Genomic DNA, 19,118 nt, shown 5'->3' with positions numbered 1-19,118 from the left:
GATTTTAAGGGCGGTCTTTAGCCGCCCTTTTTTTATTTCAACAGTATCATACTCTTAGATTCGGTATAATCGTCCACCTGCAGACAGTAGAAATAGAAACCACTAACTAAATCGGAGGCATCAAAAACAGCGGTATATTGCCCTGCTTGTCTATGCTCATCAATAAGCGTATGAATTTCCCTGCCAAGCAGGTCATAGATTTTGAGTGTTGCGTGCTGCGGATGCGTTAACATGAATGAGATTGTGGTTGTTGGGTTAAAAGGATTGGGATAGTTTTGGGATAAAGAGAATTGCAAAGGCAGCGGATAGGTTTCTTCAATGCTTGTTGATTGGTCAAAATAGAATGCGCCTATATCCGCTCTGGTGCTGTCGGGGTCAAACGGAGAATTAGGGTTACCAGCGTCTATACATGGTGAACCGACAAGAAGACGAAAGTTACCATTGTCGGGATCATCAAATAGCGGGTCGGCATCCATGTTGCCTTCACCCGGCCAACCGCCTTGGATGTTGCTATAAATAGCTACTGTTGTACTGCAATTAGAGTAAATCTCTTCCGGTCCGCAATACTCAGTATCTTCCCAAAGTATCGTATTAGCAACAATTATATGAGAACTGGCATCGCTAAAAATACCGCCTCCCCAAGAAGCACTATTTCTGCTTATTGTGCTATTGATAATTGATAAAGATGAACCAATGCAATGGATTCCACCACCATTAGTAGCAAAATTGTTAATTATAATGTTGTTGTATATTGTCGAAGATGAACCTAACAATAAAATAGCGCTTATGCCATTATTACTTATTGTATTATTTTTAAGAGTTGGAGAAGCGAATTCGCAGCGAATTCCGCCGCCTTCTCCAGAATTTCCATTTATAGTATTATTTAAATCAAAGGGTCGGAATCATAACAAAATATTCCGCCACCATAGAAAGAGGAATTTCCGCTTATTATATTGTTGAAAATCTTAGGGTTAGAACAAACACAACAAATCCCGCCTCCATACACAGCGCCATTTTCACTTATAATATTATGGGTAATTGTAGGATCAGAACAATAACAAAATATTCCACCGCCAGAAATGTTGCCCACGCCATTTTGTATTTTGAAACCAGTAATAGTAACAGTAATATTTTCACTACTATCGCATGTTATAACCGAACCCGACGAATTCCCATCAATAATCGTCTGCGAAATATAGCTTGTATCCCCCGTAGTTAAAAACAACGACCCCAGCATAAGATTATGCCCATTGAATTTGATATTCTCAAAATAGGTGTAAGGTTCTACCAGCACAGTATCACCATCCAAACTGGCATCTATACCTGCTTGTATAGTCGAATAGTCTTCCGGCACCTCGATAATAGTCGCCAATATAGGCTGAAAACCCATTACAATAAAAACAACTATAAAAGCTATCATTTCTTTTTTGTAATCAGTCATGTTGCCTTCTTGTATTACATATAATAACTAAAAATGCTCTAATTGTCAAGATGCCATATAATAAAAATTGTAGCTTTTGTAAACCAGCTCTCGTATCTATTTCGCTTGACTCATATCATGCAATTGAGATAAAATTATAGTTATGTTATATGTTTGGATTAGCGACTGGTGTGCGTCCTTGCGCGCCAGTCCGCCTAAGGCAGATTACAGACAAGTTCACCTATGGACAAATGTAAACAGCAACGAAAGCGTATTAATAATCATTCTTAACTAATGCTTCAATATCAAACCAAAGAGAGGTGTTGATGAAACAAATTTTTCTTATCGGCGTGTTCTTAGCGCTAATGTTAATGGCGGTATCGTTCGCTCAGGATGAGGCTATACCGGAGCCCGATACAATACCGCCGCCGACAGTTGCTCCACCTCAGGAGGTGATTGCCAAAGATACGCCCAACGATGCCGGCTCATCGATTACTGTTAAGTGGAAACGCTCTGTCGATGACCTTGCCGGCACTTCGGAATTCATAGGGTATAACATCCTAAGGGGCACATCGCCGGATGGACCATTCGAAAAAATCGATGAAGTCCCCGTTAAGGTTGGTAATGAACTGGAATGGATGACATATATCGATTACAAGGTTATTGACGGCGCGGATTATTATTATACAATAGAATCGAAAGCTGGGGGCGCTTTAGCTCGCACGGCAGCAACCGACAGCGTTGTCTCCAGCCAGCAGTGGTTTAATACCAACTTGATTAATATGTTCATCCTCACGGTTATAGTAATAGGCGCAATCTTATACTATATATCTCATGCTAAAGCCGGCAAGAAGCTGTATATCAGAAAAATCGCCGGCTTGGAGGCTGTCGATGAGGCTGTTGGCAGAGCCACCGAAATGGGGAGAAAGATATTCTTCATTCCCGGCACTCAGGATATGAACGAAGTGCAGACTATCGCCGGCTTGACTATCCTTAGCCGTGTAGCGAAACTGACCGCTGAATATGAGGCAAGTATAGATGTGCCGGTTTCGCGGTCGCTGGTTATGGTTACTGCGCGCGAGGTAGTTAAGGAGGCTTATATAAATGCCGGCCGTCCCGAGACCTACTCGGATGATATGGTGTATTACCTGACCGACGACCAGTTCGGCTATGCCGCCGGTATCGATGGTTTGATTGTCCGCCAAAAACCAGCCACGATATTCTATCAGGGCGCTTTCTATGCCGAATCATTAATCTTAGCCGAAACCGGAAATTCGATAGGCGCAATTCAGATTGCCGGAACAGCTATGCCCTCCCAATTGCCATTCTTCGTAGCTTCCTGCGATTACACTCTTATCGGGGAGGAGCTGTTTGCCGCCAGCGCTTACTTGTCTCATGAGCCAAAGCAATTGGGTTCTCTTAAGGGACAAGACTTTGGAAAAATGTTGATTATACTATCCCTGATTATCGGTTTTGTGATTCAGGTTCTGGGTATATGCAATTTTGCATCACTTTTTAATGTAACAGGAGGTTAGCCGATGAAACGTGAAGTTCCCTTGATGATTGCAGGAATCGTCGGCGCAGTGCTGGTTATTCAGTATTTCATTCCCCATAAACCTTTCGGCACATTAAATGAGGTTTTTGCCGACTGGTTTTCGGTAATCGAGGCTGCTGCTATTCTGCTTGGAGTTCTAAATCTCATAAAGGTATCCGGTGATAAAGTATATAAACACCAGAAAGATTGGCAGTTTGCCATTGTAATCATAATCACTTTTATTGTTACGATAATTGTTGGATTATATAGCGGACGGGGTTTTTTGGAGGAAGGTTCGGATTTCAGATTTATTTATGATTCCATTTATACGCCCCTAACAGCGATGATGTTTGCCCTTTTGGCTTTCTATGTGGGTTCGGCTTCTTACCGAGCATTTAGGGCGCGCAATAAAGAGGCGACAATACTGCTATTAGCGGCATTTTTTGTAATGCTTGGCCAGGTGCCTCTTGGCGATTATTTAACCGGCTGGCTGCCTAATTTCCTGCATATGTCATCAATTTCCGAATGGATTATGAATATCTTGAATATGGCTGGTCAGAGAGCGATTATGATAGGCATTGCGCTGGGCATAGCCTCAACATCATTGCGTCTTATTCTTGGCATTGAACGCTCATATCTGGGAGGTGATTAAGATGGCTTCTGAAAGCATGAGAAACTTCTTTGTGAAATTAATGAATATCGATCGTCGAATAATCTTTCTGTTTATATTCGTGGCTTTATCGATTCCCATGTTTATTTCAATGGAAATGAATATTTCAATATCAGAGGCGGTCGAGTCGCTTGTCGAATCTATGCAGAAATTGCCTGATGGCTCAAAAGTGCTAATATCGCTCGATTTTGACCCCAGCTCCGAGCCAGAACTTCAGCCGATGGCGGAAACGTTCTTGACCTATGCCTTGCAGCGCGATTTTAAAGTTATAGTGATTGGCCTCTGGCCGCAAGGACCAGTGCAGGCTGAAAGAGCTAGAGTTATCGCGGAGGATAAGGAGGGAGAAAAATTTGTTTATGGCGAGAACTATATCAATCTTGGTTTCCAGGCAGGGAATGAGATGGTCATCCAGAGAATGGGCTCCTCAATACCGGATATGTTCCCGCTTGATTATCGCGGTCAAGCTGTAGGAACATTTCCTATCATGCGCGGTGTGAAAAATTTCTCCAATATCGATTATGTATTCAACTTATCGGCAGGATATCCCGGAACCCTGGAATGGGTTCTGTATGCGGCCGATCGTTTTGGTGTTACTGTCGGCGCTGGCAATACAGCGGTTCAGGCGCCTCAGATGTATCCCTATCTTGGCCGACAGCTTCAGGGATTGGCAGGCGGTATGAAAGGCGGCGCGGAGTTCGAGATATTGACAAATCTTAAAGGACGGGCTGTTAAATACATGGTTGGACAGACATTCGCGCACACCGTAATTGTGCTGTTTATTATTGTAGCTAATATTGCCTATTTCGCAACCCGTAAAGAAAAGAAAGGAGGGGTACTATGACCGTTATTGGAGTCTGGATTGGCGCGTTGTTGACGCTTGGTATTTTATCATTTCTGTATAAGGATAACCCTTTCTATAAGCTCACCGAGGCGATTTTTCTGGGTGTTTCAGCTGGTTTCTGGTTTATCTCGCTTTTCTGGCAAAACCTTGTACCGAAGCTTTTTGATAACCTCGGCGTAACAAAATTGTTAGGTTTTGGCGGCGAGGATGGCGCGCTTCAAAATATCTTTGCGCATGGTCAATATGACCAAAGAATATGGTATGTTGTAGCGGGCATTCTCTCTATTATGATGGTATTGAGGCTTGTGCCTCGTATCGGCTGGATTTCCCGCTGGCCGCTGGCATTCATTATCGGCACCACTGCCGGACTAAAGCTTACCCGATACTTAGCCTCAAATGCAATGGTGCAGATTGAGAATACTCTGAAAAACTTTATCGTTATCGGCCAACCCGGCTTTATTAGCTGGGCAAATTTCAACAGCTTGTTGATATTAATCGGCGTAGTTACGGGATTGACATATTTTTATTTCTCGAAAGAGCATAAAGGCATAACCGGCGGCGCCGCCAAAATAGGCATCTATTTCCTTATGGTTACTTTCGGCGCCTCGTTCGGATATACGGTAATGTCGCGTATGTCGCTATTAATCGGCAGGCTCGATTTCCTGTACAGCGATTGGCTGGGGCTGATACCATAAACTCGTGAGCGCGAGTTATATGTGGCTGGTGCATGTCCTCGTGCACCAGCCTTTTTATTATTCCCCTCTCGAGAGGGGTCAGGGGTATGCTTTTAACGTTAAATCCAACTGTTTAGTCAGATCGTAGTAAAATAGAGTAACCTGCTGATTTCTTATCAAGCAAAATGTGTCAGTTCATCCGCCTTAGGCGGACTACGAACTGACACAACATAAAAAAACATCAGCGCATAAGGGCATCGCCTGAGACGGATTTTTGTGCTGTCGGAAGTTACTTCCCACAGCTCCGGCAGAAGAATCACATGTTAAGATTCGTAAATAATCCGAATTAAAAAAATAGTGCGGTCAGATAAAGTTTCTGACCGCCTATGGCTATTTACAGGCTTTTTCAAAAACCTCTTTTAGTTTATTGTTATCAGCTATTAAGCGTTTGAAATTTCTTTCCACAACATTAATTATATTATCAACGGATGCTCCCCGTATATCAGCAGCTTCCTTTATCACGTTATTGAGTATCCCCGGCATACCCGGCTTACCTGCCAGCCAGTTATAACCACCGGGATTATCTGTCTCTGTCAGCAATTGCTCTGATGGCAGTATGCGGGCTATTTCCTTGATATGGTCTGAAAAAAGAACATCAACGCCGATAGTAAAATAATATCCCTTATCCACCATGTCCCCAAGAATATCTAAAGGCCCGGAATACCAGTGAATAATCGCCTTTTCTATTCCATATATATCTAAAAGGTTTAATACGTCCTGTTCAGCTTCCTTGGTACGAACATTGATAAGCTTGTTTCGTTCCTTAGCTTTTTTGAGGAAAAATTCAAACACTTTCCATTGCGCCGGATAGCGGGTTTCATCGTCAATAAAATGATAATCCAGGCCGATTTCTCCAATTATTATGCTTTCACTCGTTGGCTTCTCAAGCTCGTCAAGCCGTTCACAGTAACTGTCGGCATGCCAGGGATGAATTCCAAAAGCGGGTAGGACAAAGCGACATTTTCTCGCTATCTCAAGATTGCGGCTGTATGAATGCAAATCCATTGAGTTGCTGATAGTAAATATCTTATGCCGGTTTATTTCATTGAGAGCCGATTCGAGCTGACTCTCGTATCTGTCGAGATGTGCATGGGCATCAATAAGCATGATTGTATCTACAGATTCTTAAAGGGCAAGAAACTCATAAAGTCGGCATGATGCACAATATAAGCCTCGGTTGTGCGCTTAAATAAATCGCCCTCGCCGGCATGCGTGGCGATGATATGACAGACTTTATCCGGTACGCCGCATTTCATAGCCAGGCCAACGCCTGAAAAGGGATGCCGCACGTATTTGCCATAAGCGCTTACCACGGCTTTACCATCAACTTTGTCATATTCCAAAAGCTTGCCAACATCAGCTAAAATAGCGCCGGAGATGACAATATCGATATCGATTGGCAGGTTATCGCCAAAGAAATTCTGCATTGATTTTGCCGCTGTGTAAGCAATGTGAACGACTGCCCGCTTATGTTCCATGAATGTTACCGGGCAATCTTTAACCAGTAAAGTGAAAGGTATTTCGTTTAAGTCATCAGCATTCAGCTTGCTTTCCTGCAGTGCCAGTTCCCATGTTTCGGCGGTTTTGACGCGAAGGCCGTCATCTTTAATCCACTTCAATTCCGGCCATAGTTTATAAACATCATCAGGCATTATCGCCTCCTTTATTTTAAGAAACCGAGTTTAATTTTCCGCTAATAAAACAGATTAAGAACTGAAAGTCAATTTGTGGTTGGATGAAATTGAAGAACCGCAAAAAAATATCATAGCGCCACAGCTGGGAATCCAGTATTGTCATTCTCGTGAAAACGGGAACTCAGTAATGTCATTCTCGTGAAAACGGAAACTCAGAAAGCCTTTCACTAAAATAATAGGTCGTTAGAATATCTTTATAGGCAAACAAGTTCTATTTTTTTGCTTTGCATAATATCTCATGCCTGTCCGCCGACAGGAGGAATTAGATTTCAGAAGTCGATTCTTATTCGATGATGATCACTATTGCATCCGCTTAAGGCGGACAAAAGCCCGGACAGTAGTGAAAAAAACCTAAGCTTATAATACAGCAGCTTAAAGCGGATATCATCGTTTAACAAATATTTCGATAAGGGTTAAGCTATATTGACATAAAGCCGATAATTTAATCAGATATTGCAAGAAAAGAAATGAATGTTCATTACAAAAATTAACAAGCTAACCGTTAAGCAAGTTTATCAAAGACATTGTTGAAGGAGCGGCAATTATGACAGAAAAAAGACAGTTCACGAGAAGACATACATTTTACTACTCGCGAATATTCGATGAGGATACTCATGAACTTAAAGGACGCTTAGTAGATATTACTACCGATGGCATGAAGCTAATCAGCGATGAACCTATTGAAACGGATAGAACATTTCAGCTAAGGATGGTATTGCCTGTTGGCATAGAAGGGAAGAAATCCATTTCTTTCGGCGCAAAAAGCAAATGGTGCAAAAAAGCGTCTAATCCCGATCTCTATGATTCCGGCTTTCAGCTTGTGAGTATTTCACCGGCTAATGTGGAAGTTATAGAGCATTTGATACAGGAATCCACATTTTCTAATGCCTCATTTGATGAGGGTTATGCGCATTTTGAGTAGATTTTAAAACCAATCAAAAATTATTGAATGAAACAGTCCTAATATCCATAACAGTTTATTGATTATGGAGCTAATAGGATTTTATTAGCATTCCCCATTTTTTATTAAAACTTTCTACGAAAATTTCCGTAGTTTATTAAGTATAATAAACGTATGCTTTAAACCATCGCGAGAAGGAGAAAATAAGTATGCTGTCTATTAATCAACGCCATAAAGCAATTATGGTTTTCTCAATGATTGTTTTAGGATTATTGCTTTTATCAAAAGCAACTGCTGGTCCGCAAATTGAATTGGCAAGATTGTAGTCTCAACATCAGATTTTATGTGCATCGCACGGCTTAATAATCAAATCCCTGCATATTTTTATAAAACACTTAACTTTTATAGGTTTTTATGTTAATTTATCAGCTGTTCTTATAAGTAAACCTTAAGGAGGTCTGAATGAACAAGACAGTTAACCGGATTATATGGATTACAATCTGTGTTATCCTGACGATGACGACTACTGCATCAAGTTTCGATTTTTCCAAAGTCAAAAAGAAAATTACAGAATACAATCTGGATAATGGTCTGAAGATTATTATCATGGAACGTCATGACGCGCCGGTAGTTTCGTTTGTAACCTGGGCAAATGTTGGCGGCTCGGATGATCCCAAGGGATATACTGGTCTGGCTCATATGTTTGAACATATGGCTTTTAAGGGAACTAAATATATCGGCAGTAAAAATATCGAGGAAGAACTAAAACTGATTGCAGCAGAAGACTCAATATTTATGGAATTGCGCAAAGAACGGCTAAAAGGCCGTTATGCCGACTCGACAAGACTGGCAATATTAAACAAGGCGTATGATACCGCTCGTGAAACCTCCTATGAACTGGTAGTTCCCAATGAATTCAGCCAAATTGTAGAACGCGAAGGAGGTGTTGGTCTGAATGCCGGCACTTCAATGGATTTCACTATGTATACATCAAGCTATCCATCCAATAAAGTTGAACTGTGGATGGCTATGGAATCACAGCGGTTCAAAGAACCGGTGTTGCGGGAGATGTTTAAAGAGCGTGATGTTATTATGGAAGAGCGCAGAATGACGCTTGAATCCAGTCCATTCGGACGATTGATTGATGAAATGAAAGCCGCCGCATTTAAAGCCCATCCCTATGGCATTGCAATTATAGGACATACCAGCGACATCAATAATTACACCCGCGAAGCCGCTATGGCTTTTTATAAGGAGCATTATGTTCCCTCAAATATGGTCATTGCCGTTGTCGGAGATGTTAAAACTAAGGATATAATAAAGCTGGCTGAAAAATACTGGGGCTCGATTCCCTATCAATCTCCTCCGGAACCGGTAACTACTGTGGAACCCGAACAGAAAAGCGAACGGCGGGTCTATATGGAAGACCCCTCTCAGCCATTATTAGTGGCTGGCTGGCATATCCCCGAGTCAACTCATCCTGACTGGCTGGCTATTGAAGCATTGGCTGATTACTTTGGTCAGGGCAGAACATCAATGTTACATAAAAACTTAGTTAAAGAGAAAAAAATTGCGGTTCAGGTTGGCGTGTATCCCGGTTATCCTGCCAGCAAATATCCCTGTTTATTTCTCGTCTATGCTATACCATCGCAAAACCACTCGAATGAAGAGTGCGAGAAACAGATATTGACCGAAATCGAAAAGCTTAAAACTGAATTAATACCTTTGGCAGAAGTTGAAAAAATAAAAGCCAGGGCTAAAGCCGAATTAATCTTTAACCTCGATAGCAATGGGGGATTGGCTGCGCAATTAGCCGCTTATCAGACATACTCTGGTGATTGGCGCGAACTTTTCAATGAATTAGATAAAATAAACGCTATCACTGCTGAGGATATTCAACGGGTAGCTAAACAGTACCTTAACCGTGATAATTGCACGGTTGGTGTTATGAATACTATAGAAAACTAAGGCGAGGTTTAAATGATGCTTAAAAATAAAATGATATTAACGGTATTTATAGCGCTGGTTTTGATATTTAGCTCGATAAATCTAAGCGCCCAGGAAGTTGACAATCTTGAATTTCCTCCATTGAATAAGCTTGAGATTCCCAAAGTAGATAAAACCACCCTCGATAATGGCATCAGGCTTTACTTAGTTGAGGATAAAAGTCTGCCGACATTTGAGGCTTCTGTTAGAGTAAACTGCGGTTCTTATCTCGAACCTGCCGATAAGGTTGGTCTGGCTTCATTATGCGGTACTGTGATGCGTACCGGCGGCACGAAAAAATGGACTGGCGATGATATCGACGAGATGCTTGAGGGAATCGGCGCCAGCGTGGAAACATCCATCGGTCGATTGTCCGGGAATGCCTCAGTGAGAGTATTAAGCGAATACACCGACCTTGGCTTGCAGGTTCTGGCAGAAATCCTGCGCCGTCCGGTATTCGATGAGGACAAAATTGAACTGGCTAAAGTCCAAGCAAGAACTGCAATCTCCCGCCGCAACGATGAGCCGTTTCCAATTGCCATTAGAGAATATATAAAGCTTATCTATGGCTCCGAATCACCTTATGCCCGTCATGCTGAATATGCAAGCATTAACTCTATTACTCGTGATGACTTACTTAATTTCCATAAAACATATTATCACCCTGAAAATATCCAGATAGCGATTTGGGGCGACTTTAAGAAAAAAGATGTAATAAAAAAGGTGAAAAAGTATTTTGGCGACTGGCAGAAAGGCAATATTGAAGTTCCCCTTCCTCCTAAGGTAGATTATAGATTTGAAAACACCGTTAATTATATCTACAAACAGGATTTGCCTCAAACTTACATATTAATGGGACATATCGGCGGACTTGTTGCAGATGAAGACTACCCGGCTCGGATAGTAATGAACAGTGTGCTTGGCGGAGGTTTCGGTAGCCGCTTGACAGACAATGTTCGTTCAAAAGAGGGTTTAGCCTATGTGGCTTTTGGCAGATATTCAGCCAATATAGAATATCCCGGCATTTTCTATGCTTATGCTTCCACCAAACCTCAAACGACTGTTAAAGCGATAAAATTAATGTTAGAGCAAATTAAAAGTATGCAGACAGACCCGCCAACCGAAAATGAGATGAAATTGGGCAAGGATGGCTATCTGAATTCATTTGTATTTAATTTTGATTCCAAATCTGAGGTTATTGGCAGGCTGATGAATTACGATTTTTATAGCTTGCCGGAAGATTTAATATTCAAGCAAAAAGAGGGCGTAGAAAAAGTAACCGATAATGATGTAATTGAAGCCGCCCGGAAAAATCTTAGGCCGGATGCGATTAAGATATTGGTTTTGGGAGATGCCAAAGATTTCGATTTGCCTTTAACGGAGCTAAATATGGGTTCGATTAATGAAATCGATATTACAATCCCATCGGGCGAGACCGCCGGCGAGCTTTCAATAACCCCGGAAAACCTGGCAAAAGGAAAAAAATTAATAGATATGGCAGTTGCCGCTCATGGTGGGTTGAAAAATTTCAAGAAAATAAATTCTGTTTCAACAAAGGCAACTTTTACAATTATGACCCCGCAGGGCGAATTCCCGATTGGAATCGAAAGCCTTGATGTTTACCCGGATAAAAATCGAACGGTTGTTAATATGATGGGTCGGGAGATGTTTGATATCAGAAACGGCAATAAAGGCTGGAAAGCCGACCAAGCTGGCCAGCTTGTGCCGAAAACCGATGAGGACATTAAAAAGGATATTCAAGATATAGCGAGAAATACGATATGTATTTGCCGGATGTCGGATAACCCCACTTACAAAGCCGTATATGACGGCAAGGATGTTGTCGGTGATACTCGCGTTGAATTTGTTGTATTGCTTGATAAAAACGATGAAAGAGTTTGCAGGATAGGATTTAATGCCGAGAATAATATTATAGTCTCGAAATCCTATTGGGGCTCGTCGCCATTGGGCGATGGCACTATTGAGGAAACTTATGATAATTTCATAGAGACTGAAGGTATAAAAATCCCGTTTGTAACACACAGAAAACTTAATGGCCAGAAAATCGGCCGGATAGAGATAACGAAATTTAATATCAATCCGGATATACCCGATAACGCTTTTGAAAAGCCATGATTGTAAAATGGCAGGAAAGAGCTCCTGCCACACGAAAATTCTACATATTGGTTGCCAAGTACCGCTTGGCAATCAATAACTCTGCATTTTGGCGCAAATAAAAAAGCCCGCCAATGGCAGGCTTTACTTAATATATTCCACCCTTTTTTATTAATCGCTTATTGCATATCTGCTAAAATGATCGATATCGAAAGCAACCTTGCCATCAACAACCGACTTAGTATCCTGCAAATCCCAAGTTTCATCAGAAGGGTCATAATAGTACAGTTTTGCAGTAGCGGCAGAAGAGTCTAATTCTGCCATTTCAAATTCGAGAACAGAAGAACTGCTAAATACCAAACCATCAGGACCAAATTCAAAAACAGCCGATTCATTTTCATTAACCATTTCATGAGTTTTTGCAATAGTAATCAGCGTATCGGTCGGAATGGCATTCTCTTGAATAGTAAAAAGATGTTCATAAGAATTATCAACAATATCTATTTTTCCGCCACTTGAAGCTTTTATTACTTTATCAACTTCAACTGCCGTAACTACAGTTAGATCACCAACACCACCGCCCTTACTTTGCGTTGTAGTGCTTCCTCCCAACGGCAGAATCATTCTATTTAATGACGTCTGTTCGACATTAGAATCAGGACCGAGAGGGGTGTCATTTGAACAACCGGAGAATACTAAACCAACAACTAATACTGCTATAATACTTAATAAAGTACAGCTTCTCACCATCTTGTTCATGTTTTTCTCCTTGTTTATTACTTCCTTTTTGTTAATTATTTCTTTAGCTATTTTGAAATATTCAATAAGCATATAATTATCCCAAAAACGGGATTTTCTGCAGAATGTTATAACCTATTGTTATTAAATATAATAGAAAAGACGACAATGATTTAATTGCGGATAAAACGCCTAAGAATTATTGGGAAAATTCCCTATTTATTGGTAAAATCCAATACTTTTGACTGATTTTGCTTATCTTGACAATTGGCTAACATACTTTTTAAATATTCAGTCTTTCTTTTGATGAAAACCATAAGTTGTTCATGTTTGGCAGATTCCATGTTATTTTTCAGTCTCTCAAAATATTGGCTAATCTTACCTGATATATTCGATGGAATTTCCAACATCAAACCGCAGCCATTGCCAACTACTATCAAGTCAGACACCATTATGGCTAAATCGCCCGATATTGCTTTCTTGAATGCCGTGTTTAATAACTTAATAGCGATTGTTTTGTCATTAAATATATAATGAAATAGGATTTTCAATTTCGATAATTCCAATTCGAGTTCGGGGTAATTCCTTATTTCTTCCATATTATTTAGCATTTCAATAGTACCATTAATAATATCGTAATTGCCTGTGCTTAATTGTAATAGTCCTTTAAGTATATGGGATTTGATTTCCAATTCCGCCGAACCGACTTCTTTGGCTTTATCAATTAACTTCTCAACTTCAGAAATAGTTAATTTGGCTTCGTTAAGTCTTAACCGCGCTAATCTGACTTTTGATTCTAAGATAAACTCTTCGTCTTTCAATTGAAGCGCCATTTCAAGCGCATCTGCTAAATAATTTTTAGCTTTCCCGATATCCCCTTCACGCAAATATACTATCCCAAGGTCGCCGATTGTATATGCTAAACTATGTTGATCGCCGATTTTTTTGAATATTGTGTGTGCCCGGTTTAGTTTATCAGCAGCCTTTAATAAATAGCCTCTGGTTGAAAAATTTGTACCAAGATTAGCGCAGGCGAATGCCTCTGAGCGGGAAGCTCCGATACGTATGAAAATTTTCTCCGCTTTTTCATATGAATTGGCTGCCTGATGAAGTTTGCCCATTTCATCGCTTATAATACCTAGATTATTTACAATCTTTGACTGTCCGTTTAAATCTTTCAATCGACGATATAGGGCTAAGGCTGATTTATAGTAAACGGCAGCTTCTTTTATTTTACCCATACTCCAGTGGCAAATACCCAGATTATTGTAAACAACTGCCTCCAAATTCGGGGGAGGGTCGTTTTCCCTGCATAACTTCAGAGCCTTTAGTAATAATTCCCGACAATCTTGAAGTTTACCCCGGCGGCGGGCGATTTCCGCCTTGCCATTGAGATTAAATATTTTAATGGGAATATCATCGGGCAGAAGTTTTCCCAGTTCATCGATAATTATTTCGGCTTTGTCATAGTCAGCTGTCAGACGGTGAATCAGTGAAATTTCACGCAACGCCAACGCTGTCATAGTGATATTCCCCGCCATACACATTTTCAGTCGCGAATAATTCTCCTCTGCCAGTTTGTAATTGCCTGTGTGTTTTGCCAGTTCGCCGCTGTTCTGTAACGCTTTAGCGAGATATTCTTTGTTGTTATGTTTTTCAGATATTTCAATAACTCTATTAAAAAATCCGAAAGCTTCGCTGCTGGCAAACTCGGAAACCGCTTTTTGCCCTGCCATAAATAGATAAGGTAAAGCCTTAAGCTCCTCGCCGGCTAAAAGGTAATGATGAGCGGGAACATCAGGCTTGCGTTTCAAAAACCGCTTTTTACTAATATAAAACTCGGCAGTTTTAATATGAAGGCTTTTTCGAGATGAAAATGGCAAGCCGTTATAGGCAACTTCTTGAGTTAAAATATGTTTGAAAATATATTCCAACACCGGTTGTTGTCTTTCAAGCGGAGTTAAATCAAGATGCGCCAGATTTTCGATATATTCCCGCAATTTGCCAACCCTTTTTCTATCAGGGAATATATTTTTTAAAGCATTATATGGGAATACTCTGCCTATTACGCTGGCAGTGCGAACGGTTTTTTTTACCATTTCCCCAAGATTATCGATTCTGGCGGTGATAACCGATTCTATACCTGATGGTATATTATCAGCGGCGTTAAATCTTTCAGAACCTAATTCTATAAAGGCTCGAGCCATCTCCTCCAAATAAAAAGGATTACCGCCGGATTTTTCTATAACTTGTTGGATGATATCCTCAGAGGGCAATATACCTTCCAGAATAGTTAAAAACAGCTTGCGGGAATTTTCGGATGTCAAACCGCCAAGATTAATGTTCGTCACATCCGACGATTTAGTCAGTTCATCATAAATTTTACCGGGGCGGCTGATAAATACAATCCCCGGTGAATTATTTAATCCTTTTAACGCTTTTATTATATTAAACGATGTCTCATCTATCCACTGGATATCATCGATAATTAGCAGAGACCGGTTTTTACTATTGATTTCACAAATTAGACGACTCAGGATATCGTTGATTTTTTGCTTCTTAATATCATCCGGTAAATTCTTTATCTCTGGCGGCACTGCTGGAAAATAATCCAACAAAGGCGCTATTAATGGTTCCCATTCGCTTTCGCCTATATTTCTAATCTGTTGTTGAAGAGCTGCTCGTTTTTGTTTTTGCGATGATTTTGACGATAACTTCAAAAGACCGCTTAGCAATGCCTTTAAAGGGACGTAAGGCGTTTTTTCCGTATGCTTGAAGCAGGCGCTCTCAATGTTTAGCAGTCCTTTTTCGATAGAGATATTTTTAATCCTGCCGCATAAAAGCGATTTTCCGGCACCCGGTTCTCCCGAAACTAACAAGAATGCCCTTTTATCATTTGCAATTTTTTCGATAAATAAGCGAACCTGTTCTAGTTCCTTTTCCCGGCCGATAATAAGCTCAGTTGAGCTTTCCTTAATAAATTCTTTTTCAAGGAAATATACTTTAACCGGTTTTTGTTTGCCTTTTACCTTAACATGACCGCCATCACAGGTAATAAAATCATTGCCGCATATTTTTATTGTTTCTTCACCTACTAAAGCTTCCCCGTAATCAGCTTTAGACATCAAACGCGCTGCCAGATTGATAGCATCTCCCATAGCCGTATATTCTCGCCGCCATTGTCCGCCAACATCGCCGACAAAACAAAGGCCGGTATTGATGCCGTAGCGATGCTTAATTGGGTAAGCGAATTTTTTATTTATGTCCTGCATCGCTGACTCTATCTCCAAAACAGCTTTCAAGCAGTTTTGAGCATCACGGCCGGAACACACCGGCGCGCCGAAAAATATCAGCATCTTTTCAGAAGTTCCGCTGGAGTCAAGCCGAGCAAAGGCGCCGCCATATTTTATAATAATATCGTTAAGTATGGTAAAATATTCATCTATAACCGAAATGGATTCATCGATATTGGCCTCAAGGTTTTTCCTTAATGAATTTACACCGATAAAAAGGTTTGTTAGAACCCGATGTTCACCCTCGATTATACCGTTATTGAAATGAAGCTGGTCTTGAAGGCCTGTTATGATAAACTTTTCCAAACATAGTTTAGCGGCAGTTTTTTCTGCGATAGATCTTATTGCCGGTTTATAATTACAGGTTTTACTTAAATTTTGGCAGATATAGAACCCGTCATCGGTTTCATTGAAATCAAGGTTATTAAAAAACCGGGCGGCTTCTTTTGTCATTGCCAGTTGACCAAGTTCAGCGGCATCAGCGGCGGCATAAACGTTCTCGACTATTTGTCCGCAAAAGAGATGATCGCGCCGTTTACTGCCTATAGTAAAATTGAAAATATCGCCCTTGCTTATACCGGCATGAATGCCAAGCGTGAAATCACCTGCTGATGTGGAAATTCTGCTGTTCTCATTTACCCAGTTAATCAGATTATTGGCGCAATTGAAAGCTTTTAAACCATTATCTTTACCGGTGAAAAGGGCAAGAAAAGCGTCCCCTCCAAATTTGACAACATCACCATCAGTAGCAAAAACCAATCCCAGAAGCGGATTAAAACAGTTATTCATTATGCCAGCCAATTTTTCGGCGCCCAGTCTGCCCATAATGGCCAATTTCTCGGACATAGCGGTAAAACCCGAGAGGTCGGCAAACAGCAATGTTCCGTTTATAATTCTATTTTCGGTATTGTTTATATCACAATCAGCAGTATTGATTAATATATCCGGCAAATAAGGGATTAGATATTTTAATTCGGTATTGCTCACCTTGATTAACCAGAATATATAAAAATTCGATAAAAATATAAAACAGCAATGTGTATCATCTGATCGATATAATAGTTTTGTTTCGAGCAGGTTTCATTACGGTTCTTAATGAAATCCTGTACCCAGTGCTCAATATATAATATTCCTAAAAATAATAAGGTGGCAGTTTGATAAAACAACCCCGGATAATATAACAGCGAATAGAACACGAAAAATGCCCCGATACAAATAGTATATACTATTACATGATATGATAGTATTATTAAAGACGATTTTTTGCGTTCAGCCATGCGGTCAGACTGAAAAGCGTAATCGCCGCAGAAATGTCCTAATATTAGGAAAAACAGTATATCCATAACTTAGCTTACATTAGATGGAATAGCTGATTTTACTTCTTCGGAGTTTATCGGTAATTGAATATAAAATATAGCCCCGCCTTCGGGGTTATTTTCAGCCCAGACCTTGCCGGCATGGTTCTTAACGACCCTCTTTACCGCCAGAAGACCAAATCCATGTCCTCTTTCTTTAGTTGTAAAATGCTGCCTGAATACTTTATCAAGGCTATCATCGACAAAACCTACTCCGTTATCGGTAACTGAAATAATTATTGAATTATCATTCGGCTGGTAAAGTGTTTTAACTACAATCTTGCTTTTTCTATCAGGCAAATTTTCAGCGGCATCAGCGGCGTTGTTTAGCAGATTTATTAATACCTGTTGAATCTGGCTTTTATCAGCGGTTATTAAAGGCATGCTTTTAGCAAAATCAAAGACAATTTTGATATTATCAAAACGACTGTGGGCTTTAATGAAGAATAGCTCATTTTCAAAAAACGAATGAATATCGAATTCCTCTTTTTTCAAATCCGGACTTGAATACATCATCAAACTATCCGCGAATTTTCTTATTTTATCGAGCCCGCCTTGCATGGAATTGATTTTTTTCAAAGCTTTATCGGTTTTGCTCATTTGAATTTCCATTTGAAGCAGCTCAAGATTTCCCATTACAACCGCAAGGAAATTGTTTAACTCATGGGCTATTTCCCCAGCCATTTCGCCTCTGCTAGCCATCCGGTCGAGGAATATCATCTGGCGTTCAACATTCTTTTCCTCGGTAATATCCCGCCCCATATAAAGAGATGCGAAAGTGTCCCCTTTTTCATCGAATACTCTGGCTCCAACAAGTTCAATAAATTGTTTTTTATTATCTTGAGTCAAATTTAAAACATCGCCCGACCAGGTTTTTCCCTCGGCGAGATTTTTCTCGATTTCCGAAAGCAGATTGCTATTCCCAACCGGCTTAAGAACAGAATCGATATTTGACCAGGCAATATCACTAAAAATGATGTTGAAAACTTTTTTAGCGGCATCGTTAAATATAAATATTTTACCTTGATTGTCGGTAACAACTATAAAAAATTGCGAGGCGGAAATAATCGTTTCCAGAAATTTGTTGGCTGATTGTATGCTTTCGTTTGATTTTTTCAGTTCCTGAGTAGTTTGTAGTAATTTTTTATTAGACTTTTCAAGCTGTTCTTTTTTCCTTTGAAGGTCGCGAATCGATTGAAGGTCGGCCTGACGCAACCGTGAGGATAATTCGCTCATTATTTCTAAGGCAATTGATGGATATTCGGCAATTATTTTTCTGAAATTTTTTCGCGATAGTTCCAAAACAACAGTTTTTTTGATTGCTTTGGCTGTAGCAAACCTTGGGGAACTTTCCAGAAGCGCCATCTCTCCAAAAAAATCACCTTCACCGCGAGTTGCCAGCTTAATCTCATTATTTGAAGCGGAGTCGTTTTTTAGGATATCAATTTTACCTGATTTAATGATATAAAATGTTTTACCTGTATCGCCTTCAGAAAACAATATTTCCCCGGCAGGAAGAGTGCGTTCGCTTACTACTTTTATCAGATGGTTGAATAATTCCTTTGGAATTCCGGAAAACAGCGGCACTTGTTTGAATAATTGTATTTTTGTTATGCTCATAATTATAACCTATACTAAATATTTTATCGACAAGAACTTGAATGAATTAATACTTTGAAGTAAAAAATGCTTAAATTTCATGCTGGTTTTTCACAGTTTTAATACACATTTAGTCAGAGTAAATTTCATAATTAATTACCCAAAAACTCAGAGGAAATCTTAAGTAAAATATCCTTATTATAATTTGAAAATCAGATAATACGCTAATCAGCAAATC

15 protein-coding genes are annotated in these 19,118 nt (G+C 40.1%); 7 read left to right on the top strand and 8 right to left on the bottom strand.

The features are described 5' to 3' along the window. Positions 1–32: 32 nt before the first annotated feature. Together J7K40_05175 and J7K40_05170 are read right to left on the bottom strand one after the other, a co-directional pair. On the bottom strand, positions 33–773 hold the full coding sequence (locus J7K40_05175) for a T9SS type A sorting domain-containing protein (GenBank protein ID MCD6161789.1): 741 nt from the start codon (positions 771–773) through the stop codon (positions 33–35). 110 nt (positions 774–883) lie between these two features. Beyond that, entirely contained in the window at positions 884–1,441 is a 558-nt protein-coding gene (locus tag J7K40_05170) for a hypothetical protein (protein ID MCD6161788.1), read from the bottom strand. Positions 1,442–1,746: 305 nt separating this feature from the next. On the opposite strand from J7K40_05170, the gene J7K40_05165 reads away from it, so the two are divergent. From J7K40_05165 to J7K40_05150, 4 genes are read left to right on the top strand one after another with little or no spacing between them, the layout of a single operon-like run. Beyond that, the gene (locus J7K40_05165) at positions 1,747–2,955 is read left to right on the top strand and encodes a hypothetical protein (GenBank protein MCD6161787.1); all 1,209 of its coding nucleotides are present in this window, start codon (positions 1,747–1,749) and stop codon (positions 2,953–2,955) included. Positions 2,956–2,958: 3 nt separating this feature from the next. Then, the gene (locus J7K40_05160) at positions 2,959–3,606 is read left to right on the top strand and encodes a hypothetical protein (protein ID MCD6161786.1); all 648 of its coding nucleotides are present in this window, start codon (positions 2,959–2,961) and stop codon (positions 3,604–3,606) included. 1 nt (position 3,607) lies between these two features. After that, positions 3,608–4,465, top strand: coding sequence for a hypothetical protein (locus tag J7K40_05155; protein MCD6161785.1), 858 nt, complete (start codon positions 3,608–3,610; stop codon positions 4,463–4,465). Then, positions 4,462–5,160: a hypothetical protein gene (locus J7K40_05150; protein ID MCD6161784.1), complete on the top strand. Its 699-nt coding sequence runs from the start codon at positions 4,462–4,464 to the stop codon at positions 5,158–5,160. The genes J7K40_05155 and J7K40_05150 overlap by 4 nt, the downstream gene beginning before the upstream one ends. A gap of 369 nt (positions 5,161–5,529) precedes the next feature. Here the strand turns inward: J7K40_05150 and J7K40_05145 are convergent, their stop codons facing one another. Both J7K40_05145 and J7K40_05140 read right to left on the bottom strand, forming a co-directional pair. Next, positions 5,530–6,306: a TatD family hydrolase gene (locus J7K40_05145; GenBank protein ID MCD6161783.1), complete on the bottom strand. Its 777-nt coding sequence runs from the start codon at positions 6,304–6,306 to the stop codon at positions 5,530–5,532. Positions 6,307–6,314: 8 nt separating this feature from the next. Continuing rightward, positions 6,315–6,851 (bottom strand): HDIG domain-containing protein, encoded by a 537-nt coding sequence (locus J7K40_05140; protein MCD6161782.1) that lies wholly within the window; start codon positions 6,849–6,851, stop codon positions 6,315–6,317. A gap of 586 nt (positions 6,852–7,437) precedes the next feature. Between J7K40_05140 and J7K40_05135 the strand changes: the two genes are divergently transcribed. The 3 genes from J7K40_05135 to J7K40_05125 all read left to right on the top strand — a co-directional run bounded on the left by J7K40_05135 (position 7,438) and on the right by J7K40_05125 (position 11,916). Then, positions 7,438–7,815 carry a PilZ domain-containing protein gene (locus J7K40_05135; GenBank protein MCD6161781.1) on the top strand — a complete coding sequence of 126 codons (378 nt, stop codon included), beginning with the start codon at positions 7,438–7,440 and terminating at the stop codon, positions 7,813–7,815. Between the two features lie 441 nt (positions 7,816–8,256). After that, a complete protein-coding gene (locus J7K40_05130) occupies positions 8,257–9,762 on the top strand; it encodes an insulinase family protein (protein MCD6161780.1) in 1,506 nt (501 codons plus the stop codon). Between the two features lie 12 nt (positions 9,763–9,774). Further along, positions 9,775–11,916, top strand: coding sequence for an insulinase family protein (locus J7K40_05125; GenBank protein MCD6161779.1), 2,142 nt, complete (start codon positions 9,775–9,777; stop codon positions 11,914–11,916). A 150-nt stretch (positions 11,917–12,066) separates the two neighbouring features. Here J7K40_05125 and J7K40_05120 read toward each other — a convergent pair whose 3' ends face one another. The 4 genes from J7K40_05120 to J7K40_05105 all read right to left on the bottom strand — a co-directional run bounded on the left by J7K40_05120 (position 12,067) and on the right by J7K40_05105 (position 18,901). Beyond that, positions 12,067–12,654, bottom strand: a complete 588-nt coding sequence (locus tag J7K40_05120) for a hypothetical protein (GenBank protein ID MCD6161778.1) — start codon at positions 12,652–12,654, stop codon at positions 12,067–12,069. Positions 12,655–12,848: 194 nt separating this feature from the next. Beyond that, a complete protein-coding gene (locus tag J7K40_05115) occupies positions 12,849–16,913 on the bottom strand; it encodes a tetratricopeptide repeat protein (GenBank protein ID MCD6161777.1) in 4,065 nt (1,354 codons plus the stop codon). A 5-nt stretch (positions 16,914–16,918) separates the two neighbouring features. Continuing rightward, positions 16,919–17,269 (bottom strand): DUF3307 domain-containing protein, encoded by a 351-nt coding sequence (locus tag J7K40_05110; protein MCD6161776.1) that lies wholly within the window; start codon positions 17,267–17,269, stop codon positions 16,919–16,921. A 3-nt stretch (positions 17,270–17,272) separates the two neighbouring features. Next, complete coding sequence (locus J7K40_05105; GenBank protein MCD6161775.1) at positions 17,273–18,901, bottom strand: cyclic nucleotide-binding domain-containing protein; 1,629 nt, start codon at positions 18,899–18,901, stop codon at positions 17,273–17,275. Positions 18,902–19,118: the final 217 nt, after the last annotated feature.

Source organism: Candidatus Zixiibacteriota bacterium (assembly GCA_021159005.1).
Classification (GTDB): domain Bacteria; phylum Zixibacteria; class MSB-5A5; order UBA10806; family 4484-95; genus JAGGSN01.
The sequence above is the reverse complement of the archived record's forward strand: the minus strand, read 5'-3'. Positions and strand labels throughout refer to the sequence as shown.